The sequence below is a fragment of the Nonomuraea sp. 3-1Str genome, from assembly GCF_031570565.1.
GTDB lineage: Bacteria > Actinomycetota > Actinomycetes > Streptosporangiales > Streptosporangiaceae > Nonomuraea.
The window spans coordinates 38,807-63,635 of sequence record NZ_JALHBK010000019.1; the positions used below are offsets into that span (position 1 = coordinate 38,807).

Consider the following 24,829-nt stretch of genomic DNA (forward strand, 5'->3'; position numbering starts at 1 on the left):
CAAGCCCTGATGTGTCTACTGAACCGGGGCAACTTCACCGCCGAGGTCCGGGCGGACCTGGAGCGGCTCCTGATCGTTGATGTCGGCCTGGGGATGACCCGGCTGGAGTGGCTGAAGCAGGGGGCGCGGGAGGCCACGGCCTCGGCGGTGAAGACGTCGATCGACAAGCTGTTGTGGCTACGGGCGATCGACGCTCACACCATGGACCTGTCGGCTCTGCCGAACGAGCGGCGCCGGTTCCTGGCCACGGTGGCGCTCCGGTCGACGAACCAGGCGCTGCATCGGAGGGAGGAACGCAAGTATCCAATCCTGCTGGCCTTTGTGGCGCAGGCCGCGATCGACCAGATGGACGAGGTCGTGGCGTTGTTCGATCAGGCGGTGTCGGCGCGTGAGTCGCGGGCGAAGAGCAAGACGGATGAGGCCCTGGTCGAACGGGCGAAGAAGGGCGAGGCCCGGCAGCTGCTGATGGACCTCATCCTGCCCGTGCTGGCCGATCCGTTGGTGCCGGACGAGCAGGTCGGCGGCATGCTGCGTGAACAGATCGGGATGCAACGCCTGAGGGAGATCACCTCGGATGCCTGGAAGCCGCTCCCGAAGGACCGCGGACGGCTGTCGGAACTGGACTCCTCCTACTCCTACCTGCGCCAGTTCACCCCGAACGTCCTGGCGGCGGTCGATTTCCAGGGCGGGCCTGGCACCGATGACCTCATGATAGCCGTCGCGATCTTGAAGAGGCTGAACGAGACCAATGGCCGCAAGGTCCCTGCGGAGGCGCCGACGGGGTTCGTGCCGGCCCGGTACGCCGACTATCTGGACAAGGCCCGCACGTCCGGGGAGGACACCGCGTTCCGGCACTACTGGGAACTGGTGGTGATCTTGTGCCTGCGGGACGGGCTGCGGTCGGGGGATGTGTTCGTGCCGGGCTCACGGCGGTACGCCGATCCGTCGACGTATCTGTACACCGCGAAGCAGTGGGCGCCCAAACGCTCCGAGTACGCCCAGCTGGTCCGCAAGCCCCTGGCCGGCAAGGACGCTGTCGAGATCGGCAAGCAGGAACTGCACGCCGCCCTCGCCGATCTGGAGGAGACGCTGCGGAACGCGCCGCCGGACCAGGCCGGGGCGGTCCGTCTGGACGCCGACGGGAACCTCATCGTGCCGCCGCTGTTGGCCGAGGACATCCCGTCGGAGGTGAAGGAGCTGCACGATGATCTGGCGGGGATGCTGCCGTTCGCGCCGATCGCCTCGGTGCTGATCGAGCTGGACGCCCGGACGGCGTTCCTGGACTGCTTCACCCACGCTGGCGGCCGCAAGCTGGCCAAGTCGGCGGAGACGAAACGCAACATCCTGGCCTGCCTGATCGGCCTCGGCACCAACCTCGGCCTGGTCCGGATGAGCGAGGCCTGCGGGGTCTCCTATGAGGTGCTCGCCTGGACGATGGAGTGGTACATCCGCGAAGACACGCTCCGGGATGCCAACACCGTGATCGTCAACCACCACCATGGGCTGGAGCCGTCGAAGGTGTTCGGTGGCGGCACCATGTCCTCCTCCGACGGGCAACGGTTCCCGGTCCGTGGCAAGAGCTTGACCAGCCGGAACATGACCGTCTACGGCGGCCAGGTGCTGTCGTCCTACACCCACGTCTCCGACCAGTGGTCGACGTTCGGGACCCAGCAGTTCGTGCCGACCACCCGCGAGGGCCAGTACACCCTGGATGAGTTCCTCGGCAACAAGACCGACCTCCCGCTGCATGATCACGCAACCGACACACACGGCGCCACGTTGATCAACTTCAGTCTGTTCGACCTGGTCGGCAAGCGCCTGACCCCGCGGATGCGGGATCTGACGAAGGTCACTCTGGTTCGGGATGACACCCCTACCGTGATCAATCTGCGGTATCCGAATGCCGGGCCGCTGTTGAACTCCCGCTGGAACGAAGCCCTCGTGGAGGGGACATGGGACGATCTGATGCGGATGGGCGCGTCGCTGAAGTACGGGCAGGCCACCGCCTCCCTGGTGGTCGGCAAGTGGTCCGCCGCGCCGCGCCAGAACACCCTGGCCACCGCGCTCAAGGAATGGGGGGTGCTCAGACGGACCCTGCACACTGCCCGCTACCTGTCGGACCCGGTCTACCGGCGGCGGATCTCCCGGCAGCTCAACAAGGGAGAGTCCCTGCACGCGCTGCGCCGGGACCTGCACTACGCCCAGCAGGGAACCATCACCGCCCGGCCCTACCTTGCCGACCAGATCGAACAGCAGTGGTGTCTGACCATCTTGACCAACAGCGTGGTGGTCTGGACGACCGAATATTTCGGGCTCGCCGTGCAGCAGCTCCGTGCGGACGGCAAGGCCATCGACGACGAACTGCTCGGCCACATCTCACCCGGCCGCAGTGAGAACATCAACTTCTTCGGCGCCATCCCCGTCGAGGTGGAAGCCGAACTCGCCAAGCTCGACAACGGCTGGCGGCCCCTGCGCACGCGGCCTGCCGACGGGACGGACGGGATGCTCGGGCAGATCTGACCGTAGTTGACCCTGCCGCTGGCCCTCGAGGGTGGTCGTGCGGCCTCAGGCGGCCCCGGCCTCGCGGAGGGCACACGCCAGGTTGTGGTGCGCGCGGGTCAAGACGGTGGCTGTCACGACGAGGATGACGTCGAGGACGGCCAGGGAGGCCAGCGGGGGCAGCCGCCAAGATCGCTGACACTGGATCGACGGCCGCCGGAGTGCCACGCGTCATCATTCGACTCGGCATTGAGGCCGGGTGGCCCGAGAGTCTCACCTCCGGGCCGGACAGGCTGATCGGCCGGGTTGCACCGCGCGGTTGAGGCTTTTCGCGTACCGCGCCCAGGCAGGGGGTACGGCGCGAGGCGTAAGTCTCCGGGACTCGTTCAACGACAGCCTTGAAGCATGAGTGTTTGTGACAACGAGCAGTCCGGCGCGGAGCCCGCCCTCGGGATCCGCCGCTCACGGCTGCGCCACCGACCGGACGGCTCTCTCGCCGTGGCGGACGAGTCCGGCCCCGCGAGACGTCCCGTGCCCGGCGAGCGGACGGGGCCGACCGCGTGAAGGATACCTCTGCCCCCGCCGCCGTCTCGTGGCGGGAACTGCTGAGCCCGGAGCACGCCGGCGCGGCGATCGTCCTGGCCGTCGGGGTGCTCGTCGGTGCGATCAACATCTACCTGGCCTCGAGCCTGCTACCGACCGCGGTGGCCGACATCGGCGGCGCGGACTTCTACGCGTGGAACATGACGATCTACCTCGTCGCGATGGTGATCGCGACGATGCTGGTCAGCCGCTTCCTGGCCCGCTGGGGCGGCGTCGGCGCCTACCTGCTCGGCTTCGGTGTGTTCCTGGTGGGCTCGCTGGCCTGCGCGGTGAGCCCGGTGATGCCGGTGCTGCTGGCCGGCCGCGGCGTCCAGGGGCTGGGGGCGGGGCTGCTGTCCGGGCTGGGCTTCGCCGCCGTCCGATCAGCGTTACCGCAGCGGTTGTGGACGCGCGGCAATGCGCTGATGTCGGCGATGTACGGTGTCGGCAACTTCGTCGGCCCCGCGCTCGGCGGGTTGTTCGCCCAGTTCGGCGGATGGCGGATGGCGTTCGTCACGATGGCGGTGATCGCGGCGGTGTGCGGCTTGCTCGTGCCCCGGGTACTGCCGCGCGGCGAACGCGGTGGAGCGCGGGCACCGGTCCCGGTCGTGTCGTTGCTGCTGGTCACGGCGGCCACCGCCGCGGTCAGCGTGGCGGGGGTGCTGTCCGGCGCTGCGGCCATGGCGGTCGGCATCGCAGTGGCGCTGCTGCTGGTGGCCGTCTTCGTCGCTCATGAGCGGCGCAGTGAGCTGCGGGTCTTCCCGCGCACCACCTACCGGCCGGGGTCGCCGCTGAAGTGGCTGTACCTGACGCTGGCGCTGCTGGCCTTCGGCGTCGCGGTGGAGTCGTTCCTGCCGCTGTTCGGACAGCGGCTGGGCGGGCTGGCCCCGGCCGTGGCCGGGTTCTTAGGGGCGGCCATCTCGCTGGGCTGGTCGGCGACCCAGCTCGTCAGCTCCTCAGCGGTCAAGGAACGCACGATCGGCCGGTTGCGCATGCTCGGCCCGCTGCTGCTGGCGCTCGGCTTCCTCGTCCAGGGGCTGCTGCAGCGGCAGGACGCCCCGGTCTGGCTGGTGCTCGTGTGGGTGCCGGTGCTGTTCATCGCCGGTGCTGGCATCGGGCTGGCCTATCCGCACCTGTCGGTGGCGGTGATGTCCAGCACGCAGGATCCGGAGGAAGGAGGGCGGGCGGCCGCTGCCATCGCCACGGTGACGAGCCTGTCGATCGCGTTCGGTACGGCGGTCGCCGGCGCCCTGGTCAACCTGGGCGGCTCCTCGATGCTCGACGCGGCCCGATACATGCTCTTCGGGTTCGCGATCATCTGCGCGCTCGGTGCCGTCACCGCCCGTGTGGCGGCACGTACCAGCTCTCTGGTCTCAGCCGATCAGTCCGGCCGATGACCCGTCACCACCCACCGATCCGGTCTGAATCGCTCACCACAGCCTTTCGATCGCTACTCGAGCTCGACCATGCCTCATGTACGACCCGATGGAGATGTCATGACTGATGCCCTGTCCAAGACACCAATGTTCCCGATGGCCCGTGCGGCGGGATGTCCATTCGATCCGCCACCGGAGCTGAGCCGCCGCAGCGAGCAGGCGCCGGTCTCGCGCGTGCGGCTCTGGGACGGCAGCACCACGTGGATGGTCACCCGCTACGCCGACGTCCGCGCGCTGCTCGCCGATCCGCGCGTCAGCGTCGACGTCGCCGAGCCGGGCTTCCCCCACACCAACGCGGTGAGCAAGGCGCGCGACGCGCAGATGAAGACGCTGATGCAGATGGACGCGCCGGAGCACACCGTGCACCGGCGCCGGCTGACCGCGGACTTCATGGTCAAGAAGATGGAAGCGCTGCGGCCCACGATTCAGCGGATCGTCGATGGTCTCATCGATGACCTGCTCGCCGGGCCGAACCCTGCCGACCTGGTGGAGGCCTTCGCACTGCCGGTTCCCTCGCTGGTGATCTGCGAGCTGCTGGGCGTGCCGTACGCCGATCGTGCCTTCTTCCAGCGTGTGGCGGGCAAGCTTGTCATGGACGAGGGCGATCCCGCCGAGGCCATGGCCGCCAGTGAGGAACTGAACGGCTACCTCGAGAAGCTGGTGGAGGAGAAGAACGCCGAGCCAGGCGACGACGCCCTCAGCAGGCTGGCCGCCGAGCAGCACCGCACCGGCGCGATGACCCGGGGCGAGATCGCCACGATGGGACAGCTCCTGCTGGTGGCCGGGCACGACACCACCGCGAACATGATCGCCCTGGGCACTACCGCGCTGCTGACGAACCCCGAGCAGCTGAGCGCGATCCGTGATGGCGCCGATTCCGCCCTGGTGGCCAGCGCCGTCGAGGAACTCCTGCGCTACCTGTCCATCACCCACACCGAAGCCCGCCGCGTCGCCCGCGAGGATCTCGTGATCGGCGGGCAGTTGATTCGCCGGGGCGAGGGCATCATCGCGGTGAAGAGCACCGCCAACCGCGACCCTGCCGCCTTCCCCGACCCGGACGCGCTCGACGTCCACCGCAGCGCCCGCCACCACGTCGCCTTCGGCTACGGCGCCCACCAGTGTCTGGGCCAGCCGCTGGCCCGCGTGGAACTCCAGGTCGTCTTCGGCACCCTGTTCCGGCGCGTTCCCACGCTGGCGCTGGCCGTGCCGCCGCAGGACCTCACGTTCAAACCCAACGCGGTCTTCTACGGGGTCCGCGACCTGCCCGTCACCTGGTAGCACACGAAGGAGAACGTAGATGAAGGTCACCGTCGACCAGGACGCCTGCACCGGCTCGGGCCAGTGCGTGCTCAGCGCCCCCGAGGTGTTCGACCAGCGCGACAGCGACGGCATCGTCGTGCTGCTCAACGACAACCCGGCTGCCCACCAGCACGAAGACGTACGTGAGGCCGAGCGGATCTGCCCGGCCTCGGCCATCACCCTGACCCGGCCGTGAGGCAGCCATCCCGCATCGTTGTCGTAGGCGCTTCCGCGGCGGGACTGACCGCCGCGGAAGCCTTGCGCCACAACGGATACACCGGCGCCTTGACCATCGTCGGCGACGAGTCGCGACCGCCCTACGATCGGCCGCCGCTGTCCAAGCAGATCCTGCGTGGCACCTGGCAGCCCGACCGGGTGACGTTGCGGCGCCCCGGCGCGCTCGCCGCCCTGGGCGCGAACTGGCGGCTCGGCGTCGCCGCCACCTACCTCGACACCGACGCTCGTACACTCACCCTCACCGACGGCGGCGTGCTGCCCTACGACGGGCTCGTGATCGCCACCGGAGTCGCTCCCCAGCGGCTGCCCGCAGGACACGAACTCGGCGGCGTGCACCTGCTGCGCACCCTCGACGACGCGCTTGCCCTGCGAGCCGGGCTGCTGGCCGCCACCTCGGTGGCCATCGTCGGCGCCAGCTTCCTCGGCTCGGAGGTCGCCGCGGTCGCCCGCGAACTCGGCCTGGACGTCACCCTGATCGACCCGCTGCCCCCACTGATCCGTCAATTCGGAGATCACGTGGCCCAGTTGTGCGCCGAGTTGCACGCCCAGCACGGCGTAACGGTCCGCTCCGGCACCACCGTGACCGCATTGAGCAGCCGCGATGGCCGGGTTACCGGTCTGAACCTGGACAACGGCGATCACGTCACAACCGACCTGGTGCTGGTGGCCATCGGCTCGACCCCGGCCGTCGACTGGCTGACCGGCAGCGGGCTGAACCTGGACGACGGCGTGCGATGCGACCAGACGTGCCGGGCCGCCCCCGGTGTCGTCGCCGCCGGTGACCTTGCCTCCTGGTCCCACCCGCAGTTCGGACATATGCGCGTCGAACACCGCATGAACGCCACCGAACAAGGCACCGCCGCCGCGCAGACTCTCCTCGGGCGCGGCAACCTCGTTCGCGCCCGTTCCCTACTTCTGGAGCGACCAATACGACGTGAAGATCCAGGCCTACGGCCGCCCCAGCGGGGAGGCCGAACTCCACATCATCGCCGACGACCCGGCCACGCATCAGTTCGCCGCTCTGTACAGCACGGACGGTCGCGTCACAGGAGCCGTGACCTGGAACCTTCCCCGGCAGGCACGTGACCTTCGCCGCCATGTCGCCGAGCGAACCCCCTGGCGGCAAGCACTGGGAGTCCGCCGCGGCTGATGGCGATGTGCGCTGGGTACCGGATTCTCGATTGCCGGCCTGTCAGGTGGCGATCTTGCCGTAGTGGCTTGTGCCCCGGCCACGCCGAAGACCTGGAGGCACTGGAGATGGACGTGCCGGCTTGGTTCGTGCTGACTCGGGCGGCGCGGGCTCTCGGACGGGATCACCCGCTCCAACGCGTGCATGGGGAGCAGATGCGGGCCGAGTTCGGCGGCCGCTGCGGGCAAGGGAAAACCATCGACGCCGATGCGTACCTCGGCAAGGTGCCTAGGTGACCGCGATGGCGGGAGCCACGCGTGCGGATCCGATGCCGCGGTCCGGCTTGCCGAGACGGAACCGCACCTTGCCCTTGAGCACGGTGCCGGACTCGGCTTGGCCATCGGTGAGGCCTTCCCCGGGGAACAGGGTGAACGTCCACCTCTGGTTTGATTCGCAGTCAGGCAGGTCACGACCGCCCTGCAGGACTCGCGCTCCCCAGAGCTGACGGATCATCAGCGCCCTAGTGTCGGTGCCGGCCACCGTGAACGCCGCCGCCGCCCCGTCCACGACTTGGTGGTGGCTGCCCAAGGACGGCCCATAGACGCCGGTGACCGTAGCGACCATGGTCCACGGCGTGCCGGGCCGAATCCCGAGGACACCCGCGGGCAGCCGCTCGTCGAACACATCCTCGGTGGGCGTGCCGAGCTGGTCTGCTCGCACGGCCGCGGCCATCGGGCGCCGGGTGTCCAGCCTGCCGGGGTCGGGCACCAGCAGGATTCCATACGTTGTCTCGTCCGCGAAGCGAGCCGCAGCGAAGTGATCCCGCAGGGCGAGCACCGCGCGTTCGGCGGCGTCCCACAGATCGCCCGAGAAGGCCGTCGCCAGGTAGTCAGGCGTCACCGCCGGTAGCCCGGCTTTGGCCACCGCTTCGGCCACTGACTCGCAGTGCGACCACCCGGACTCGGCCAGCCCGGCGATCTGTTCGGCCTTGAACGACATCACTGGCCAGGCAGGTCACAGATCCCGGTCATCGAACACGTCCTCATACAGGCCCTCCAGTTCGGTGGTGTCCACGATCTCGGCGAGCCGCTCCAATGCGTCGGGGCGGGTCAGCACCGCGCGCTTGTTCTCGAACTCGGCCAGGGACATGTCCAGTTCAAGGACCGTGATCACCTGCCGGTCGTCGGCGACGTTGCGAGCAACGCTGACCTTCGCGGGGTAGCCCCCGTCCATATCCTCCGGAACCCAAGCGTTCTTGAACTGCTCATATGTCACGCCCACCTTCAGGGTCCGGACAAACACAGCACGCAGCATCGCTACCCCTCGATAGACAAACCGACTGCCGAACGTACTCGATGCTAACCACGACCACCGACAGACCCACCAAGATCTACAGGACACGGCCTACACGCCACTGTGAGGGGCAGCCGCCGTCGAGAGCGCCGCCCGCATTCCGGGCCCGTACCTGCATGGTGTCCAGGCTGTGGGCCAAGCCGGTCAGCTCGGTGCCGGTCGCCGTGCCGTAGGCAGACCACGGCCCTGCTGCCTACGGTGCGCAGGATGCGGGTCTCGCGGAAGGCCGTTCCCGACGAAGACCGGACGCAAAGAGCACGCCCCCTACGCTCAGTGCGTCAACGAATGTCATCCTTAATCCCGGCTCGCTGCCAGTCCCCTGGCGGGCCATCTTGCCGGTGCATCGCGTAGTGCCTGCGTACGCAAGATCTGGACGGACCGTCAGGATCTCCCAGGGATGGGGAGCATGTTCGGCGTTCATCTAAGGAACGTCTGATGAACGCAAGCGGGGATACGGCCGGAGAGGCCGCCACAACCGGCCACGGCGTTCATTTCACCGTTCATTTTCCGCTAGTGTTCATCTGCTCCGAGCAGTACGTTTGACGAACGGGAGGCGGCCCCTCGATGGCGCTCATCGGCCTAGTCAGGGTCAGCACCGACAAGCAGAACACCCAGCGGCAGCACGACGCCCTTGACCCCATCTGCCTGAAGGTCTTCGAAGAGAAGATCAGTGGCAAGCTCTCCACCGACGACCGGCCCGCGCTGCTGAACGCCCTGTCCTACATCCGCGACGGCGACCTGCTCACCGTCCAGGAGGTCGACCGCCTCGGCCGCAACCTCCTCGAAGGACTCATCGTCCTCAACAACCTCTTCCAGCGCGGTATCGGCGTCAAGGTCCTGGAGGGCATCGCGGCCGGCGAGCACACCGAACGCTCGCTCATCCTCGACCTCGCGCTCGCCCTGGCCGAAGACCGCCGCCGCGACATCACCCGCAAAACCAAGAACGGGCTCGAAGCCGCCCGCGCCCGAGGCCGCATCGGCGGCCGCCGCCCCGTCGTCGACGACGACAAACGCGCCGCCATCCTCGCCCGCCGCAGGCGCGGCGAATCCATCCGCACCATCGCCGCCGACGTCAAAGTCTCCATCGGCGTCGTCCACAAGACCCTCGCCGAAGCCCTGGCCGAGACTCAGCCGAACGAGTAGCCCGCCGAGCACGAGTAGCCCGCCGAGTATCCGAAGCACAGCCGCGTTATCCCATCTCAGGGCCATATCCGACGGAAATTCCTACAGGACTACCGGGACCCCCAGCCGCACCAGCACGGTGATGCCGGGCAGCAGGATGCGCTCCTTGAGCATGTGCACCCGCGCCCGGTCAAACAGCGCCCGCGGCCCCTCCACCGACGCCCACACTCGCGCCGCCACGTACCGGCGCACCTCTTTCTCGCCGGCACCGAAGTCGCGGTAGCCCAGCAACTGGCGGATCTCCCATGCGTGCTCATAGACGGTCTGCTGGCGGTGACCGTAATCGGCCAAGTGCGCCGGATCGAGCCCGAGCTGCTCGGCCACGAACGCCACCGCGCCCGGCGGGACCGCCAGCGGATCCTCGGTCAGGAACACCCCGAGCATCCGCACTGTGCCCCACTGCACGGCCCAGCCGAGTTTGGTGGCCGAGCGTCGTTTGGACGCCAGCGCATCCAGCGCGCTGCGGTCCAGGCGAAAGAACTGCTCCAGCTCGGCCGGCGAGGGCTCCGCGGGGAAGCGGCCATAGCGGGCGACCTGCTCATCAGAGAGGAATTCGAAAGGCATGGCCCAGGAACGTAGGGCCTGCCACCAGCAGGAACAGCGGCCGTCATCGAACCGGTATCAAGATCAACTCGCTACCGCTAATTTCTGCACTCAGACTCCTCGAAGGCCGCTCTTGACCTCCTCGTCCATGATGCCGTAGACGATCCGGACCGTGCAGCCCTGGGCGGCCAGGCTCCGGAGCTTCTCGGGGATCGCGATGCGGTAGGTGTCCCACTCCGACATGCCGACGCGGATGGTCGTGCCGCCGCGGCAGGACACCTTGCCGAGGTAGTCCACGATGAGGTCGGTGCCGGCGTCCGTGCCCGCCCGGGGGAAGAAGTGGGCCCGTACCGAACCGCCCGGCCCGCCGGTGGTGGTGACACGGTAGTAGTCGAGGTTCTTGCGCTCGGCCGCCAGGTCGGCGAAGTAGCCGCTGTAGGCCGCGAACAGCCGCTTGTTGCCGGGCAGGACGACCAGGTTGTTCCAGTACGTGGAGGAGTTGAGGTCGGTCAGGTTGGCCGAGGACTGCACCACCACGTCGGAGACGTCGCCGGTCCGCGAGAACAGGTAGAACTTGTTGTGCTGGCCCTTGTCGCCGATGCACGCGGCGGTGCCGCCGGACGGGGGGCCCGTGCACACGTGCACCCAGGAGCCGGCGGAGGTGTCGGTGCCCAGCTCGGCCGACAGCCGCCCCGCCACGCCCGCCCCGCGCGTGTCGCCGTCCAGGATCACCTGGACGTCCACGCCGCGCCGGTGGGCGCTGATCAGCTCGTCGGCGAAGCCGGTGCCGGCCGCGCCGGACATGACGAAGTGGGCGAGCTGGATGCGGGAGGCGGCGGGCGCCTGGCGGACCAGGCCGCACAGCTCGCGCACGAGGGCGGCCGGGTCCCCGCCCACCGGCTGGTTGAAGACCGCGCCGCTGGTCACCGGCGTGTCGGTGCAGGCCGAGGCGATCGCGCTCTCGGCGCTCGCCACGGGGGCGCCCGCTAACGCGGCCGTGGCCGTGACTGCTCCGGCCGCCAGCATGGACAGGACCTTGCCTGACATCGGTCGCTCCTTCATGAGGCGGTCTCGGCCGCCGTCGTGCTCGGGGTGGGGACGGCTTCGGGGAAGTGGCAGGCGACCGGATGACCCGTGTCCCGGTCGACGAGCGCCGGCTCCTCGTCCCGGCATCGATCCTGGGCCCGCCAGCAGCGCGTACGGAAACGGCAGCCTGACGGGGGGTTCAACGGTGAGGGAACATCTCCGCTCAGGACGATCTCGCCGCGCTCGTCGCCCCGCCAGTCGTCCAGGCTCGGCGCCGCCGACAGCAACGCCTGCGTGTACGGGTGCGACGGCCGCTGATAGACGCTCTCCTTGGAGCCGGTTTCCACGATCTTGCCCAGGTACATCACCGCGACCTGGTCGCAGAGGTGGCGGACGACGCCCAGGTCGTGGGAGATGAACAGGTACGCCACGCCCAGGTCGCGTTGCAGCTCGCGCAGCAGGTTGAGGATCTGCGCCCGCACCGAGACGTCCAGGGCGGACACCGCCTCGTCGCAGACGATCAGCCGGGGCCGCACGGCCAGCGCGCGGGCGATGCTGATGCGCTGCCGCTGGCCGCCGGAGAACTGGTGGGGGTACCTGTCGGCGTGCTCGGGGCGCAGTCCGACGCGGCTCAGCAGGCCGCGCACCTCCTCCTCCCACCGCTCGCGCGGCACCAGCCCGGGGTGGATGCGCCACGCCTCCTTGATCAGCGCGGCGACGGTCATGCGGGGGTTCAGCGCGGCGTACGGGTCCTGGAAGATGAGCTGGATCTCCTGGCGGAGCCTGCGCATCTCCTTGGCGGGCAGCGCCGCCAGGTCGCGGCCCTCGAACAGCACCTTGCCGCTGGAGGGCCGTACCAGGCCGACGATGGTGCGGGCGATCGTGGACTTGCCGCAGCCGGACTCGCCGACCAGCCCGACGGTCTCGCCGGGGCGCACGGTCAGGCTCACCCCGTCCACGGCCCGCACCTGCCCGCCGGGGCGGCCGATGCCGCTGCGCACACGGTAGCCGGTGACGAGGTCCGTCAGCTCCAGCAGGGGCTCAGCGGGTGCGGGCATGCGCGATCATCTCCTCGGCGAAGTGGCAGGCGCTGGCCCGGCGCGGGCCGAGGTCACGCGGCTGCGGGTCTTCTTCGCGGCAGACGTCCCGGGCGAACGGGCAGCGCGGGTGGAAGGCGCAGCCCGTGGGCGGCGCGGCGAGGTCGGGCGGATGGCCCTCGATCGCCTCCAGCGGGGCGTCGCCGTCCCGCACGGTGGGCACCGCCCGCATCAGCCCGATCGTGTACGGGTGCGCGGGCCGCTGGTAGACCTCGGCGACGGTGCCGGTCTCGACGATGCGGCCCGCGTACATCACCGCGACCCGGTCGGCGGCGCGGGCGACCACCCCGAGGTCGTGGCTGATGAGGATCATGCCGAGCCGGTCGGCCTGCTGGCGCCGGCGCAGCAGCCGCAGGATCTGCGCCTGCACGGTGACGTCCAGCGCGGTGGTCGGCTCGTCGGCGATGAGCAGTATCGGGTCGAGCGCCAGCGCCATCGCGATCATGACGCGCTGGCGCATGCCGCCGGAGAAGCGGTGCGGGTGGTCGTTCAGCCGCCGTTCGGCGTCCGGGATGCCGACCTGGGCCATGAGCTCGGCGGCGCGGCGGCGGGCCTCGGCCCGGCCGGTGCCCCGGTGCCTGCGGAACATCTCCGCGATCTGGTAGCCCACGGTCAGCGAGGGGTTGAGCGCGCTCAGCGGGTCCTGGAAGATCATCGCGATCCGTTCGCCGCGCAGCTTCTGCCATGCGCGGTCGGGCAGGCCGACGACGTCGCGGCCCTCGATCGTGACGCGTCCACCGGCGACCCTGGCCAGCAGGGGCGTCAACCCCATCAGCGTGTGCGCCGTGACGCTCTTGCCGCTGCCGGACTCGCCGACGATCGCCAGCGTCTCGCACTCGCCGACCTGGAACGACACCCCGCGCACGGCCCGCAGCGGGCCTCTCGGCGTGTCGAACTCCACGGCCAGGTCCTCGACCTCCAGCAGGGGTGTCCTGGTTTCGTTCACCGTCGTCAGAGCTCCGTCATCGGGTCGGAGGCGTCGCGCAGCAGGTCGCCGAGGATCCCGATGCTCACCACCACCAGCGCCAGGGCGGCGCCGGGCGCGGCGGCGATCCACCAGGCCGACGCCAGGTAGTCGCGGCCCTCGGCGATCGTCGAGCCCCAGGACGCCTGGGAGGAGGGCACGCCGAGGCCGAGGAAGCTCAGTGACGCCTCGGCGACCATGGTCAGGCCGACCTGTACGGTCGCCGCCACGAGCAGGGGCGGCAGGCACGAGGGCAGGATGTAGTGGAGCAGCATGCGGCCGTGGGAGGCGCCCATCACCCGGGCCGAGTCCACGAACTCCCGGTCGCGGACCGCGATCGCCGAGCCGCGCACCACCCGGGCGAAGATCACCCAGCGGGTCACCGCCAGCGCGATGATGACGTTCACCATGCTCGGGCCGAGAACGCCCGCCAGCAGGATGGCGAGCAGCAGGCTGGGGAAGGCGAGCTGGATGTCGCCGATCCGGGAGATCACCCCGTCGGCCCAGCCGCCGAAGTAGCCCGACAGCAGGCCGAGCAGCAGCCCGACCGATCCGCCGACGGCCACGGTCACCAGCGCCACGGTCAGCGACGTGCGCATCCCGGCGACGACCTCGGCCAGGATGTCCTGGCCGACCTGGTCGGTGCCCAGCCACGCGACGGCGCCGTCGGACAGCCGGCTGCCGGGCGGCAGCAGCCGGTCGACCGGGCTGGTCAGGGCGGCGTCGTAGGGCACCAGCAGCGGCCCGAGCAGGCCGGCCACCACGAACAGCGCGACGATCCCGAGGGCTAGGTGGGCACGCGCCGGCAGCCCGGCCAGCCGCTTGGTCACGGTGAGCCGCTTGGGCATGTTCGGTGACGCCGTCGCGTCGCTCCGGTCAGGGGCTTTCACTGGCATCAGGCGTTCTCCAACTGGATCCTGGGGTCGAGGTACACGTACAGCACGTCGACCAGCAGGTTGAGCATGATGTAGCAGACCGTGATGACGGTGAGGATGGCCTGGACCACCGAGTAGTCGCGGAAGGTGATCGAGTCGACCAGCAGCGACCCGATCCCGGGCCAGGCGAAGATCACCTCGACGATGACGCCGTTGGCGATGAAGTAGCCCATGAGCAGGCCCAGCATGGTCACCACCGGCACCAGGGTGTTGCGCAGCACGTGGATGTAGAAGACCACCCGGTGGCTCAGCCCCTTGGCGTACGCCGTGCGGACGTAGTCCTGGTTGGTCTCCTCCAGGACGCCCGTGCGCACGAGCCGGCCCAGCCAGCCCACGAACGGCAGCGCCAGCGTGAGGGCGGGCAGCAGCAGGGCGGCCATCGTCCCGTCGGCCGTGCTGGGCAGGATCTGCATCCACCGCGCGAAGATCAGCGACAGCATGATGCCGATCCAGAACGGCGGCAGCGCCTGACCGACCAGCGAGGACACCGAGACCAGGTGGTCGGCCCAGGTGTTGGCGCGCCGGGCGGCGAAGGTGCCGGCGAGGAATCCCAGCACCACCGTGATCACCATCGCCCACGCCGACAGGGACAGGGTCGGGCCCAGCCGTTCCAGGCAGGCGTCGAGGGCGCTGACGCCCTGCCGCCAGGACTGACCGAAGTCGAGCCGGACGACGTCCTGCAGGTGGTGCAGGTACTGCACGAGCAGCGGGTCGCGCAGGCCGAGCTGCGTGCGCAGCGATTCCAGCGCCTCGGGGGTGGCCTGGCTGCCGAGGATGAGCTCGGCCGGGTCGCCCGGCAGCACGCGCAGCGCGATGAACACGATCGTGATGGCGCCCCAGATCTGCAGCAGCGCCTGGGCGAGGCGGCGTGCGACGAAGGCGGTCATGTGCCGCTCCCGCCGCTCGACGCCCGCACGACCAGCCGCGGCGGGAACAGGATCTGGTCGGGCCGGCCGTCGGCGTCCGGCCGCTTGAGCCGCCGCAGCATGTGGTCCACGGCCGACACGGCGATGTCGGCCGCGGGCAGCTCCACGGTGGTCAGCGAGGGGATGACGAACGGGGCGAAGGGGTGGCCGCCGTAGCCGACGACCAGTATGTCGTCGGGGATCCTCAGCCCCGCCTCGTCCGCCACCCGGTAGACGCCGAGCGCGAAGTAGTCGTTGCCGACCACGAAGGCCATGGGCCGCTGGGCGGTCCGGACGACCTCCCTGGCCAGCCGGTACGCCTCGCTCGGGTCCCACGGCATGGCGCTCTGCTCCAGCCGCCGGGTCGGCACCTTGATCATGGTGTCCGGCTCCACGGGCAGCCCGCTGTCGGCCATGGCCCGGCGGTAGCCCTCGACGCGGTCGGCGACCGAGGACACCCCCAGGTCCTCCTCCAGGAAGTAGATCTGCCTGGCGCCCATGGCGATGGCGTGCCGGGCCGCCTCGTAGCCGCCCCGGACATGGTCGACGCCCACCAGGTCGGTGTTCAGCTCGGGCACGTCACGGTTGATCAGCACGAGCGGGACGCCGGCCGAGCGGAAGCGCCGCCAGTGGTCGGCTCCTTCCTGCACCGCCACCACCAGGACGCCGTCGACGCCGCGGCGCAGCAGCTCGTCGGCCGCGCGCCGCTCGTTGGCCACGCTCTCCTCCGTCGCCATCAGCAGCAGGGAGTAGCCGTGCCTGCGGCAGTGCTGCTCCATCCCGCTGATGAGCTGGGCGTAGAACGGGTTGGACGGGTTGGTGATCACCATGCCGAGCGTGCTCGCGGAGCCCAGGACCAGCGACCGCGCCGTCACGTTCGGCACGTAGCCGAGCCGCTCGGCCTCGGCCTTGACGCGGTTCCTGGTCTCCACTCCGACGCTGTCCTTGTCGGCCAGCGCCCGCGACACGGTGTTCACCGAGACGCCGAGGCTTTCGGCCACATCTTTCAGGGTGGTACGGCGTGCGTTACGCATGCTGCCCCCAGACTCGATCGAGTTCCGCATGGATCACCCGGCGGTCGACACCGTGCGGAACTCGGGCTGGCTGTTGGCCGCGGGGACGAATCCCGTCACGGTGGAGCGCAACCCGTACGTGCTCGACAGCGCCGCGGGGAAGACGCCGACCGCGTCACGCCAGATGATCTCGCACGCCTGGCCGTACAGCGACTTGCGCTCGTCCTGGTCGGAGGTCGAGCGGGCCTTGGCGAGGATGCCGTCGAGCTCCTTGTTGTGGTAGCCCATCCGGTTGGCCGTGCTGGTGTAGAGCCTGCCGAGGGTGTAGTCGGCGTCGCCGGTGGTCACGGTGTTGACCTGGAGCTCGATGTCCCAGTCGAGGGCCGTCAGCCGCTTGATCCAGGCGGCCTTCTCGATCTGCTGCGGCTCCACGACGACGCCGACCTTGGCCCAGGCCGAGATGATCGACTGCGCCAGCTCGGTCGCCAGCGGGCCGGTGTCCTTGAACCACATCATCGAGGTGCGGATGCCGGAGCCGTGGCCGGCCTCGGCCAGCTCGCGCTTGGCCAGGTCCGGGTCGTACGGGTACGGCTGCTGCGGCGCGTGGCCGAAGACCGCGGCCGGGATCGGGGCGTCCATGACCGTGGCGGCGTCGCCGTACAGGCTGGAGACGATGCCCTTGATGTCCAGCGCGTGGTGGAGCGCGCGGCGCACGCGCGGGTCGGAGAAGGGTTTGCGTCCGCAGTTGAACCAGGCGAGGAAGTAGTTCAGGCCCGGCTTGCTCTCGATCCGCACGCCGTTGACGCCGCCCAGCCGCTTGAGCTCGTCGGGCGGGATGATCCAGGTGACGTCCACCTCGCCGTTCTGCAGCGAGGTCATGCGCGTGGAGGCCTCCGGAATGTACGGCAGGCGCAGCCCGGACAGCTTGGCGGCGCCGCCCCAGTGGTTCGCGGCGGGCTTGAGCAGGAGCTGCGAGGACGGGGTGAACGACTCGACGGCGAACGGGCCGCTGCCGATGGGCTTGCGGGACAGGTCGGCCTTGCCGATCTGCGTGGCGGGGATGACGAAGGCGAGCGTCAGGTTCACCAGCAGGGTGCCGAGGGGCTCCTTGGTGGTGATCCTGATGGTGCGCGGGTCGGGGGCCTCGACGCTGTCGACGGCGCTCCACAGGGGCTTCTGCGGGCCGTCGGAGGCGGCCAGCCGCTCCAGTGACGCCTTGACGTCGGCCGAGGTCAGCTTGGCGCCGTCGTGGAAGACGACGTCCTCGCGCAGGGTGAACTCCCACGAGGTGTCGTCGGGCTGCCGCCAGGAGGTGGCCAGGCTCGGTGCGAGCTCCTCGCCCTTCCTCGTGACGAGGGTGTCGTAGATCTGCCGGTTGGCCAGCAGCGACGCCTCGTCGACCGCGCTCGCCCCGTGCGGGTCCAGGTCGTTGATGGCCTGGTAGAACGCGGCGCTGAGCGGCCGGTTCCGTCCCGGTGCCGCCGCCGTCCCCGGGGCGCCGGGGGCGCACCCGGAGACCAGGGCGGGGAGGGAGGCGCCGGCGACCCCAGCTCCCAGGAGGGTCAGGAACTGCCGCCTGCCCACTCCCTCCGTTGCTGTCATGTCCGTTCCTCTCTCAGCTCTTGAGCGCCAGGTAGATCAGGACCTTGGCCTTGGCGCCGGACCCGGTCAGGGTGCCGCGCACGCGCAGCCAGTGGCCGAACTCGCGCACCCGCCAGGACACCAGCCCCGGCTCGGTGGTGACCTGTCCGGCGTCGTCGTCGTCGCACCAGTGCAGGCCGTCGGGGGAGATCTGGGTGGTCAGCTCCAGAGCGGGCGCCTCGCCCTCCAGAGCCAGGGTCCGCACGAACCAGCGCGCCTCCCCCGCCCACCCGGCCTCGTACGGCTCGGTCGTGAAGTCGGCGGTGAAAGTGGTGTTGCGCTCCAGAACCGCGGTAAGAGCATGCCTCATGCCGATGTTCACCAATCCACGGAAATAAGTGCGGAATCAAGGAAGAGGAAGTTGCGTACCGGGGAATGGGTGCGCACGCTCACGTAGAAATTGAGCAGGTTCTCCAGGCCGTCGTACTTGTCGGGATACTGGGGGACCGGCACCTGGCGCATGTCCATGATCCGGTCGTTGACCTGAAGCTCGATATTCGTCCGGGTCCTGGTGTCGAACTGCCAGCGCAGGTAATGCCAATTGACCTTGGTCGGGACCTCGTTGTAGCAGAGGAACTGCGGCTCCTCCTCCAGCGCGTGCCAGTCCTCCGGGCGGGGCGCGGTGAAGTCCTCGGTGGGCGACAGGTTCTCCTGGTTGTGCAGGTTCTCCCTGGGGGTGGGCTCGGGCACCACCGGGTAGACCCAGCGCCGGGTCAGCCGGTTGTCCAGGTCGGTGTTCTGGTAGCGGGCGACGCAGTGGTAGCGGATGCCCTCGCCGTCGCACAGGTCCGTGGCCACGGTGAACGCGCCGAACTGGGCCTCCGACGGGTGCAGGTTGCCGTCCCACTCGATGTCGCCGAAGCTGTTGCCGAGCGAGGAGTCGGCGGTGGCCGCCTCGCTCTTGTAGGTGAAGTACGTCTCGAACTGCACCACCCCTCGCTGCGCCATGGTCAGGCGGCGGATGGCGACGGCGGTGTGGCCCGTCACCGGCCGGGTGGCGACCTTGAGCGCGTAGTTGCCGCTCATCGCCGCGTGGGTGCCGATGTCGAAGAAATCGCACGAGCTGAGCTGCGGCGGCCGGAAGTCGCGCATGTGGACGTCGACGGTGTCGAGATTTCCGTAGCCGTCGTGATTGCCGATGAGTTCGCACCAGCCGTGTGTCCCGGTGTTGAACTCGTCGAAAGCGAGGATGCGTGGCAGGGGATTGAACTTGGACAGCTTCGGATCCGCCGCGATCAGTGCGCGCCGTAGATCATCAGCCGGAACATGGGTGGTCTCCACGCTGGAGGCGTCCTTCCCATCGATGAATTCCCTGGGTGGATTAACGTTCACGTGAACGTTAATTCCAGGTTTCGAGGACGCTAACTTGTCGCGTCCGCGCATGTCAAGGGATGTCCACGAACAGGTCACGGCCCGCATGCGCCGCGCGAGCCGGTCCGGCGCGGCGCCGGCCGGCTCCCGCGTGCCTCCCCGGGCGGCCGCGCGCGGACCGCAAGGTCGTCCGCGCGCGTCGGAAAAGTTCGCGCCGGACCACCGTTTCATTGGTCTGTTTTTGTGGGCCGCTTGCGGCCCTGATGGCCGTCGGAGGTCGCCTAGGATCGCCGACATGATCACAACCTTGGCGCTGAGCGTCGCCGTTCTGCTTGCCGGATCGCCGGCTCAGGCCCCGGTTCAGACGTCCGCGAAGACCGTGTCGTACCGCGGGATGACCCTCCAGGTGCCCGCCACCTGGAAGGTCAAGAAGGAGGGGACCGCGTTGCACGTCCTCACCGGCACCTGCTCCAAGGCCGCCGTCGAATGCGAGGGCTTCAGGATCGGCGGACCCAACGCGATCAAGTACGGCGACGAAGGCGGCACGTACAGCGTGAAGCGGCCCTACCAGGTCAGCAGTGGGGTCACCGAGTGCGTGACGGACAAGAAGTACGACACGGGCACCGCGAAGAACCTGTACTCCGGGTATCGCAAGATCGGGACCAAGAAGGCCCACTACACCACCTGGGAGATCTCCTGCAACGCGAAGTCCGGCAAGCCGGCGCCGGGTCACTCCTACGACCAGGCCGTCTGGTACGTGCCCGCCTCGAAGGTGATCGTGGTGGACGAGTTCGGCACCGAAGGGCTGGAGGACATCCTCGCCGAGGCTCGCTGGAGCTAGTCTCCGGCCCCGCAGTCGGCCGGCCGACCCGTCCGAGGTCGAGCCCGCTCATGGGTCCTGCCGCGCGGTGTCATGTTGTGCGGTGTCCTGCCCCGCGCGGTCCTGCTTCGTGGCGTCCTGCGCGGCCAGGAAGCTCTTGATCTGGGCCGCTCCGCCGCGGGCCAGCCAGGTGGGCAGGTCCATCAGGCCCGGGTGCAGGGCGCGGGTGAAGGCGACGTCGGCGCGGTAGCCGCGCTCGTTGAGCCAGATGTAGGAGTAGGCGAAGTCCACGCCGAACTCGGCGATCGCCTCGACGGGGATCTGGACGTAGGGCAGTGACAGTCCGACGGCCTTGGAGATGGCGGCGGCGATCTGTACGGGGGTCAGTTCGTCTCCGGCCAGGTCGACGGCGCGGCCGATCCACTCCTGCGGCCGGGCGAACGCCAGCGCGGTGAACACCCCGACGTCGTCCACGGCCATGATCTGCTGGGGCACGTCAGCCGCGAAGGCGGTGGCCACGGTGCCGCCGTGCAGGTGGTAGGGGCCGGTGTAGTTCTCCATGAAGGAGACCGGGCGCAGGAAGGTCGCCGGCAGGCCCAGCCGGGTGATGTGCTGTTCGATGCGCCATTTGCTCACCACGTTCTGCGGCAGCTTCTCGGTGTCGTGACGGCCGGCGCCGGCGAGCGAGGCGTAGACCAGGTGCCGCACACCGGCGGCGTGGGCCGCGTCGGCGACGTTGCGGCCCCAGCGCACCTCGTCGTCGGCGCCGAAGCCCGGCGCGGTGCCGGGGGAGCCGACGGTGGGCTGGACGCTGAAGACGCCGTGGGCGCCTTCGGCTGCGGCGACGAGCGAGGCGAGGTCGTCCATCTCGGCGCTGGCGAGCTCCGCGCCCGCCTGCGCCAGCGTCCGGGCCGCGGGGGAGTTCGCGTCGCGCGTCACCGCTCGTACCCGCCAGCCCTCGGCCAGCAGCCGCGCCGTCACGGCGCGGCCCTGCAGGCCGGTCGCCCCCACCACCACGATGGTCTTCACGATGTGACTCCACTCGGTAGGCATGCGGAGGCCACCCGTCTAAGTGGGGCACCCCTCCGGTTCTGATCGAGTACGATATGGAGGGCCACCCCGTTTTGCAAGTCCGCCGCCTGTTCAGCTCGGTGACCAGGCGCGTCGCACCGTCATCGCATGGGGCGGAAAGCCTGTGTTTACCGCTGGTCGACGTCGTGTCATCATGCGCTCACCGTCTGCCGATGGGAGCGCAGTGATTCGCGACTTACTGACCGTTCTGCGGTGTGCCCGGCCGGCGATCGCCCTCCCTGTCGCGCTCAAGGACGCCGTCGCCTGCGCCCCCGCCGCCGTGCGCGACTTCGAGCGGGCCGTGGAACCGATCGTCCGCGGCGTGTTGTGCGAGCCCGAGCGGGCGGCGATGATCGCCTCCCTGCGCGGCACCGCGCTGACCTTCAACGTCGGCATCCACGCCTACGCCAGGATGGCGGGCCGGCCCTGCGACGGCGAGCTGGTCATGCTCGCCGGATCCGTCGCGCGGCTCTACGACGACATGATCGACAACGGCGGCGACGCGAGGATCGACGCGTGGGTGGCGTCCCTGTTCAAGGCCGACGGGTCCGTAGCCGATGGGTTCGGAGGCGGCGGGTTCGGAGCCGGCGGGGATCCCGTGGCCCGCGATCAGCACCGGCGCCTGCTGGCCGCGCTCTACGCGGAGATCCGCCGCCGTGCTCCCGGGGAGCTCTGGCACACCGCGCTGCTCGAACTGCACGACTACCAGGTGCTCTCCCGGCGGCAGCGTGATCCCGCCACCCCGGCGGCACAGCTCGGCAAGATCACTCGCGGGAAGGGCGGGCTGGCGTGCGTCGTGCTGTTCGGGATGGTGCACCCGGACATGAGCGTGGTGCAGCGCGACGCGGTCATGGAGGCGGGCGAGGCGCTGCAGCTCCTGGACGACTACCTCGACCAGGACGCCGACCTCAGCGACGGCATCGGCACCCCGCTCAATCGGGGCGAGGTGAGCCTGGCCGAGGTGGGCGCGCGGCTGCGGGCCCTGCGGCCCCGGCTGGCCGCCTGCTACGGGCGAGCCGCCGCCCGGCCCTTCGCCGCGACGCTCCTCCTCGTCCTGGTGGCTGACGTGCTCAAACGCCACAGGCGCGGACGCGGCAGGACGACGACAGACACCCCGCTGGGGCTGCTGCTGGCCGGCGGCACCCACGCCATCCCCCCGAAGAGGGCCTCATAGATGCGCAAGCTGCAGACGGCGGTTCTCGTCATCCTCCCGCTGGCGTTCGTCCTCCTGGCCGTCGTACGGCTGGCGGTGGGCGGGTGGTCCAACGTGGAGGCGGTCATCGCCGCCGCCGCCCTCGTCGTGGCCTACATCGGCACGCTGCGGGGCGCCCGGCCCCCGAACGACGCCTCCGACCTGGCCGACAGGCTGGCCGACGAGGTCATGAAGGCGGCCAGGCGGGAGGCGGGCAACCGCGACGTCCCGGACAGCCGTGGCATCCCGATCCGGTGCGAGTCGGGCGGCGAGCTGCCCGGGACGATCGAGGAGCTGGCCGACCACCTCCTCACCATGAAAGGGCGCGTGGTGGTGACAGGGGGGCGAGGCTCGGGCAAGACCACGCTCGGCCTGCTCCTGGCGCTGCGCATGTCCTCGGTGCGGCACCGGCCGATCCCGGTCACGCTGCCGCTGTCGTCGTGGGAGCCACGGCTGGCCCTGCGCGAGTGGGTGGCGCTGCGGCTGGTCACCGAGTTCCCGTTCCTGCGGGCGGCTCCCCTCGCGTTGGAACGGCTGATCAGGAGCGGCAGCCTGCTGGCCGTGTTCGACGGCTTCGACGAGGTGCCGCCCGCGCGGCGTGCCGACGTGGTCAGGGCCATCGACGAGGACTGGTCCGGCTCGCCGTGCGTGCTGACCAGCCGCGTCGAGGCCTACGCCGGCCCCGTCACTCGCAGGCTCGCCGGGACGCCGGTGGCGCGGCTGCTGCCGGTGGACGGCGCGGGGGCCGCCGGATACCTCGAGTCGCGCTGGGGCGACGTGCCGGCGGCCGCCGCGCTGGTCGCCCGGCTGCGCGCGGAGCCGCGAGGTCCGCTGGCCGAGGCCCTCGACACCCCGTTGATGATCTTCCTGGCGGCCCGCACCTGCGAGAGCGGCCACACCCCGCGCGTCGACGGCACCGCCGTACGGATCAGGCAGGGCCTGGTCGCGGGGTTCGTGCCGGCCGTCTACCGGCCGGAACCGGAGGCCGATCAGCGGTGGGACCCCGAACAGGCGGCCCGCCACCTCCGGTTCCTGGCCGAGTTCCTGCGCCGCCGGGGGACCGGCGACCTGGCCTGGTGGGAGCTGCACCAGGCGCTGCCCCGCGCGGTGGTCCCCACCGTCCAGACCGTGCTCGGGATGGCCATCTTCGTGCCGCTCTGCACCGCCGTGACCGTGCTGTTCGGGCTGGGAGCGGTCGGCTGGTGGTTCGGCCTGGCGATCGGGCTGACCGGTGGCCTCACGGTGTCGCTGGCCAGGCAGCACTACCCGCGTGAGGCGGGGCCGAAGCTCCGCAAGACACTGACCCGGCGCTACCTGCTGCGCCGCCTCGGCCAGGGCCTGGTGTGCGTGACGCCCGGCATGGTGATCGTCCTGGTGCTGTACGACGGGGTGACGTACGCGTTCACCGAGGGAGCGGTGTTCCTGGTCGGCTTCCTGGCCGCCTCCCTCGCGCTGGCCCCGGCCAACGCCGACAAGGCCGGCACGCCCGACGGCTTCCTGCGCAACGACCGGGCGGCCGTGCTGCTGGCCTTCGCCGCGGGCGGCCTGGTCGGGCTCGCCGTGGGCGCCTACCTCGGCTGGTGGATGGAGACCGGGCTACGGGTCAGGGACCACGTGTGGCTGCTCACCCTGGGCCGGTGGCAGCAGACGCTCATCGGCGCCGCCTGCGGCGCGGTGCTCGGCGCGGTCGGGTTCGGCGTCACGATGATGGCGCCGAGCGCGTGGGGACGGTTCATCGACGTCCGGCTGTGGTTCGCGTGGCGGCGGGCGCTGCCCCTGCGGCTGATGACGTTCCTGCACGACGCCTACGAGCGCGGAGTGCTCCGCCGTACCGGGCCCTACTACCAGTTCAGGCACGAGCTGCTGCAGGATCAGGCCGCAGCGGGGCTGCGACCGCCGGCGTCAGGAGCACCCGCCCCGCCAGCGCCCAGACCGTGACCCGGCCGCTCGCGCCGATGACGTAGCTCGCCTCGGGGAAGCGCACGCGGCCGCTGTCCGGCGGGAAGGCCGCGTGCCGTATCTCCAGCTCCGCGCGCGTGCGGCGGACCCGCTCGACCGTGACCCGGTCTCCCGCCGCGGGCCGGTAACCGAACTCCAGGACCACCTCCGCGCCGGGCGCGGCCCGCGTCAGCGCCGCCACGTCGCCGGCCCTGGTCAGGTCGCAGACCCGGCCGCCGACCGTACAGCGCAGGATGTCGAAGCCGTGCCCGCGCAGGACCCGCGTCTGCGCGGCCAGCCAGGCGGGCTCGAACCGGCACTGGGCCCGCGACAACTGCCGCAGCGCCACGACCCGCGCCACCACGAATCCCGCCGTCAGCCAGGTGGCGGCGGAGAGGGCGGGATGCGGGGTGAAGGTCGCCGCCAGCGCCAGCCCGGCGGTGAGCACCGCCCAGCCGACCGTCGCCGCGGGGGCCCGCTCAGGCGCCGGCCAGGCCAGCGCTCGCCGGACCACCACCGGCACCCCCGACAACGGCACCAGCGGGACCGGCAGGTCAGGGCGGGAGTACTCGGGCCCGTAGGTAACCGGCATCTTGCCAGTATCACCCGAGACGCCGCCCGGCGTTACTGACCGGCCCGTCCCGGCCGCGTCCCCC

At 70.2% G+C, this 24,829-nt stretch carries 25 protein-coding genes and 1 pseudogene; 11 read left to right on the plus strand and 15 right to left on the minus strand.

Annotated elements, in window-relative coordinates; translation table 11 throughout:
- Window positions 1-9: 9 nt before the first annotated feature.
- Window positions 10-2,520 carry a Tn3 family transposase gene (locus MTP10_RS27075; RefSeq protein WP_310712501.1) on the plus strand — a complete coding sequence of 837 codons (2,511 nt, stop codon included), beginning with the start codon at window positions 10-12 and terminating at the stop codon, window positions 2,518-2,520.
- Window positions 2,521-2,565: 45 nt separating this feature from the next.
- On the opposite strand, the gene MTP10_RS27080 is transcribed toward MTP10_RS27075, so the two are convergent.
- Window positions 2,566-2,727, minus strand: a complete 162-nt coding sequence (locus MTP10_RS27080; RefSeq protein ID WP_310712502.1) for a hypothetical protein — start codon at window positions 2,725-2,727, stop codon at window positions 2,566-2,568.
- Window positions 2,728-2,904: 177 nt separating this feature from the next.
- Between MTP10_RS27080 and MTP10_RS27085 the strand changes: the two genes are divergently transcribed.
- The 6 genes and pseudogenes from MTP10_RS27085 to MTP10_RS27110 all read left to right on the plus strand — a co-directional run bounded on the left by MTP10_RS27085 (window position 2,905) and on the right by MTP10_RS27110 (window position 7,203).
- Entirely contained in the window at window positions 2,905-3,063 is a 159-nt protein-coding gene (locus MTP10_RS27085) for a hypothetical protein (RefSeq protein WP_310712503.1), read from the plus strand.
- Window positions 3,060-4,478 (plus strand): MFS transporter, encoded by a 1,419-nt coding sequence (locus MTP10_RS27090; RefSeq protein ID WP_310712504.1) that lies wholly within the window; start codon window positions 3,060-3,062, stop codon window positions 4,476-4,478. Before MTP10_RS27085 ends, MTP10_RS27090 begins: the two co-directional genes overlap by 4 nt.
- Window positions 4,479-4,577: 99 nt before the next feature.
- Window positions 4,578-5,795, plus strand: coding sequence for a cytochrome P450 (locus MTP10_RS27095; protein ID WP_310712505.1), 1,218 nt, complete (start codon window positions 4,578-4,580; stop codon window positions 5,793-5,795).
- A 19-nt stretch (window positions 5,796-5,814) separates the two neighbouring features.
- The gene (locus MTP10_RS27100; RefSeq protein ID WP_310712506.1) at window positions 5,815-6,012 is read left to right on the plus strand and encodes a ferredoxin; all 198 of its coding nucleotides are present in this window, start codon (window positions 5,815-5,817) and stop codon (window positions 6,010-6,012) included.
- Window positions 6,009-6,848, plus strand: a pseudogene (locus MTP10_RS27105) (NAD(P)/FAD-dependent oxidoreductase); the annotation flags it as partial. The gene MTP10_RS27100 and the pseudogene MTP10_RS27105, both read left to right, overlap by 4 nt.
- Window positions 6,849-6,987: 139 nt before the next feature.
- Complete coding sequence (locus MTP10_RS27110; RefSeq protein WP_310712507.1) at window positions 6,988-7,203, plus strand: oxidoreductase C-terminal domain-containing protein; 216 nt, start codon at window positions 6,988-6,990, stop codon at window positions 7,201-7,203.
- A 267-nt stretch (window positions 7,204-7,470) separates the two neighbouring features.
- On the opposite strand, the gene MTP10_RS27115 is transcribed toward MTP10_RS27110, so the two are convergent.
- Both MTP10_RS27115 and MTP10_RS27120 read right to left on the minus strand, forming a co-directional pair.
- Window positions 7,471-8,181, minus strand: a complete 711-nt coding sequence (locus MTP10_RS27115) for a hypothetical protein (RefSeq protein WP_310712508.1) — start codon at window positions 8,179-8,181, stop codon at window positions 7,471-7,473.
- Window positions 8,182-8,196: 15 nt separating this feature from the next.
- Entirely contained in the window at window positions 8,197-8,496 is a 300-nt protein-coding gene (locus tag MTP10_RS27120) for a hypothetical protein (protein WP_310712509.1), read from the minus strand.
- Between the two features lie 603 nt (window positions 8,497-9,099).
- Between MTP10_RS27120 and MTP10_RS27125 the strand changes: the two genes are divergently transcribed.
- Window positions 9,100-9,678, plus strand: a complete 579-nt coding sequence (locus MTP10_RS27125; protein ID WP_310712510.1) for a recombinase family protein — start codon at window positions 9,100-9,102, stop codon at window positions 9,676-9,678.
- Window positions 9,679-9,759: 81 nt separating this feature from the next.
- Here MTP10_RS27125 and MTP10_RS27130 read toward each other — a convergent pair whose 3' ends face one another.
- The 10 genes from MTP10_RS27130 to MTP10_RS27175 all read right to left on the minus strand — a co-directional run bounded on the left by MTP10_RS27130 (window position 9,760) and on the right by MTP10_RS27175 (window position 19,122).
- Window positions 9,760-10,281, minus strand: coding sequence for a DUF4158 domain-containing protein (locus tag MTP10_RS27130; RefSeq protein WP_310712511.1), 522 nt, complete (start codon window positions 10,279-10,281; stop codon window positions 9,760-9,762).
- 90 nt (window positions 10,282-10,371) lie between these two features.
- Window positions 10,372-11,307, minus strand: coding sequence for a phospholipase D-like domain-containing protein (locus tag MTP10_RS27135; RefSeq protein WP_310712512.1), 936 nt, complete (start codon window positions 11,305-11,307; stop codon window positions 10,372-10,374).
- A gap of 11 nt (window positions 11,308-11,318) precedes the next feature.
- The gene (locus MTP10_RS27140) at window positions 11,319-12,344 is read right to left on the minus strand and encodes a dipeptide ABC transporter ATP-binding protein (protein WP_310712513.1); all 1,026 of its coding nucleotides are present in this window, start codon (window positions 12,342-12,344) and stop codon (window positions 11,319-11,321) included.
- Window positions 12,328-13,329: an ABC transporter ATP-binding protein gene (locus MTP10_RS27145; RefSeq protein WP_310712514.1), complete on the minus strand. Its 1,002-nt coding sequence runs from the start codon at window positions 13,327-13,329 to the stop codon at window positions 12,328-12,330. Before MTP10_RS27145 ends, MTP10_RS27140 begins: the two co-directional genes overlap by 17 nt.
- Window positions 13,330-13,334: 5 nt before the next feature.
- The gene (locus MTP10_RS27150; protein WP_310712515.1) at window positions 13,335-14,243 is read right to left on the minus strand and encodes an ABC transporter permease; all 909 of its coding nucleotides are present in this window, start codon (window positions 14,241-14,243) and stop codon (window positions 13,335-13,337) included.
- Window positions 14,243-15,169 (minus strand): ABC transporter permease, encoded by a 927-nt coding sequence (locus tag MTP10_RS27155; protein WP_310712516.1) that lies wholly within the window; start codon window positions 15,167-15,169, stop codon window positions 14,243-14,245. Before MTP10_RS27155 ends, MTP10_RS27150 begins: the two co-directional genes overlap by 1 nt.
- On the minus strand, window positions 15,166-16,188 hold the full coding sequence (locus tag MTP10_RS27160; RefSeq protein WP_310712517.1) for a LacI family DNA-binding transcriptional regulator: 1,023 nt from the start codon (window positions 16,186-16,188) through the stop codon (window positions 15,166-15,168). The genes MTP10_RS27155 and MTP10_RS27160 overlap by 4 nt, the downstream gene beginning before the upstream one ends.
- A 66-nt stretch (window positions 16,189-16,254) precedes the next feature.
- Complete coding sequence (locus MTP10_RS27165) at window positions 16,255-17,802, minus strand: ABC transporter substrate-binding protein (RefSeq protein WP_310712518.1); 1,548 nt, start codon at window positions 17,800-17,802, stop codon at window positions 16,255-16,257.
- 13 nt (window positions 17,803-17,815) lie between these two features.
- Window positions 17,816-18,151, minus strand: a complete 336-nt coding sequence (locus tag MTP10_RS27170; protein ID WP_310712519.1) for a hypothetical protein — start codon at window positions 18,149-18,151, stop codon at window positions 17,816-17,818.
- 8 nt (window positions 18,152-18,159) lie between these two features.
- On the minus strand, window positions 18,160-19,122 hold the full coding sequence (locus tag MTP10_RS27175) for a DUF6772 family protein (RefSeq protein WP_310712520.1): 963 nt from the start codon (window positions 19,120-19,122) through the stop codon (window positions 18,160-18,162).
- 325 nt (window positions 19,123-19,447) lie between these two features.
- On the opposite strand from MTP10_RS27175, the gene MTP10_RS27180 reads away from it, so the two are divergent.
- Window positions 19,448-19,993 (plus strand): hypothetical protein, encoded by a 546-nt coding sequence (locus MTP10_RS27180; protein WP_310712521.1) that lies wholly within the window; start codon window positions 19,448-19,450, stop codon window positions 19,991-19,993.
- Between the two features lie 48 nt (window positions 19,994-20,041).
- On the opposite strand, the gene MTP10_RS27185 is transcribed toward MTP10_RS27180, so the two are convergent.
- On the minus strand, window positions 20,042-21,001 hold the full coding sequence (locus MTP10_RS27185; protein ID WP_310712522.1) for an NmrA/HSCARG family protein: 960 nt from the start codon (window positions 20,999-21,001) through the stop codon (window positions 20,042-20,044).
- Between the two features lie 226 nt (window positions 21,002-21,227).
- Here MTP10_RS27185 and MTP10_RS27190 point away from each other — a divergent pair, with 226 nt between their 5' ends.
- Window positions 21,228-22,217: a hypothetical protein gene (locus MTP10_RS27190; RefSeq protein WP_310712523.1), complete on the plus strand. Its 990-nt coding sequence runs from the start codon at window positions 21,228-21,230 to the stop codon at window positions 22,215-22,217.
- Complete coding sequence (locus tag MTP10_RS27195) at window positions 22,218-24,173, plus strand: hypothetical protein (protein WP_310712524.1); 1,956 nt, start codon at window positions 22,218-22,220, stop codon at window positions 24,171-24,173.
- Here MTP10_RS27195 and MTP10_RS27200 read toward each other — a convergent pair.
- Complete coding sequence (locus tag MTP10_RS27200; RefSeq protein ID WP_310712525.1) at window positions 24,085-24,765, minus strand: hypothetical protein; 681 nt, start codon at window positions 24,763-24,765, stop codon at window positions 24,085-24,087. The genes MTP10_RS27195 and MTP10_RS27200 overlap by 89 nt on opposite strands.
- Window positions 24,766-24,829 lie beyond the last annotated feature (64 nt).

Bases quoted from the DNA above. Each gene is read 5' to 3' on its own strand.
- MTP10_RS27075 (WP_310712501.1), top strand. From the start codon at position 10: ATGTGTCTACTGAACCGGGGCAACTTCACCGCCGAGGTCCGGGCGGAC.
- MTP10_RS27085 (WP_310712503.1), top strand. From the start codon at position 2,905: ATGAGTGTTTGTGACAACGAGCAGTCCGGCGCGGAGCCCGCCCTCGGG.
- MTP10_RS27095 (WP_310712505.1), top strand. From the start codon at position 4,578: ATGACTGATGCCCTGTCCAAGACACCAATGTTCCCGATGGCCCGTGCG.
- MTP10_RS27100 (WP_310712506.1), top strand. From the start codon at position 5,815: ATGAAGGTCACCGTCGACCAGGACGCCTGCACCGGCTCGGGCCAGTGC.
- MTP10_RS27115 (WP_310712508.1), bottom strand. From the start codon at position 8,181: ATGTCGTTCAAGGCCGAACAGATCGCCGGGCTGGCCGAGTCCGGGTGG.
- MTP10_RS27120 (WP_310712509.1), bottom strand. From the start codon at position 8,496: ATGCTGCGTGCTGTGTTTGTCCGGACCCTGAAGGTGGGCGTGACATAT.
- MTP10_RS27125 (WP_310712510.1), top strand. From the start codon at position 9,100: ATGGCGCTCATCGGCCTAGTCAGGGTCAGCACCGACAAGCAGAACACC.
- MTP10_RS27130 (WP_310712511.1), bottom strand. From the start codon at position 10,281: ATGCCTTTCGAATTCCTCTCTGATGAGCAGGTCGCCCGCTATGGCCGC.
- MTP10_RS27135 (WP_310712512.1), bottom strand. From the start codon at position 11,307: ATGTCAGGCAAGGTCCTGTCCATGCTGGCGGCCGGAGCAGTCACGGCC.
- MTP10_RS27140 (WP_310712513.1), bottom strand. From the start codon at position 12,344: ATGCCCGCACCCGCTGAGCCCCTGCTGGAGCTGACGGACCTCGTCACC.
- MTP10_RS27150 (WP_310712515.1), bottom strand. From the start codon at position 14,243: ATGCCAGTGAAAGCCCCTGACCGGAGCGACGCGACGGCGTCACCGAAC.
- MTP10_RS27155 (WP_310712516.1), bottom strand. From the start codon at position 15,169: ATGACCGCCTTCGTCGCACGCCGCCTCGCCCAGGCGCTGCTGCAGATC.
- MTP10_RS27165 (WP_310712518.1), bottom strand. From the start codon at position 17,802: ATGACAGCAACGGAGGGAGTGGGCAGGCGGCAGTTCCTGACCCTCCTG.
- MTP10_RS27170 (WP_310712519.1), bottom strand. From the start codon at position 18,151: ATGAGGCATGCTCTTACCGCGGTTCTGGAGCGCAACACCACTTTCACC.
- MTP10_RS27180 (WP_310712521.1), top strand. From the start codon at position 19,448: ATGATCACAACCTTGGCGCTGAGCGTCGCCGTTCTGCTTGCCGGATCG.
- MTP10_RS27195 (WP_310712524.1), top strand. From the start codon at position 22,218: ATGCGCAAGCTGCAGACGGCGGTTCTCGTCATCCTCCCGCTGGCGTTC.
- MTP10_RS27200 (WP_310712525.1), bottom strand. From the start codon at position 24,765: ATGCCGGTTACCTACGGGCCCGAGTACTCCCGCCCTGACCTGCCGGTC.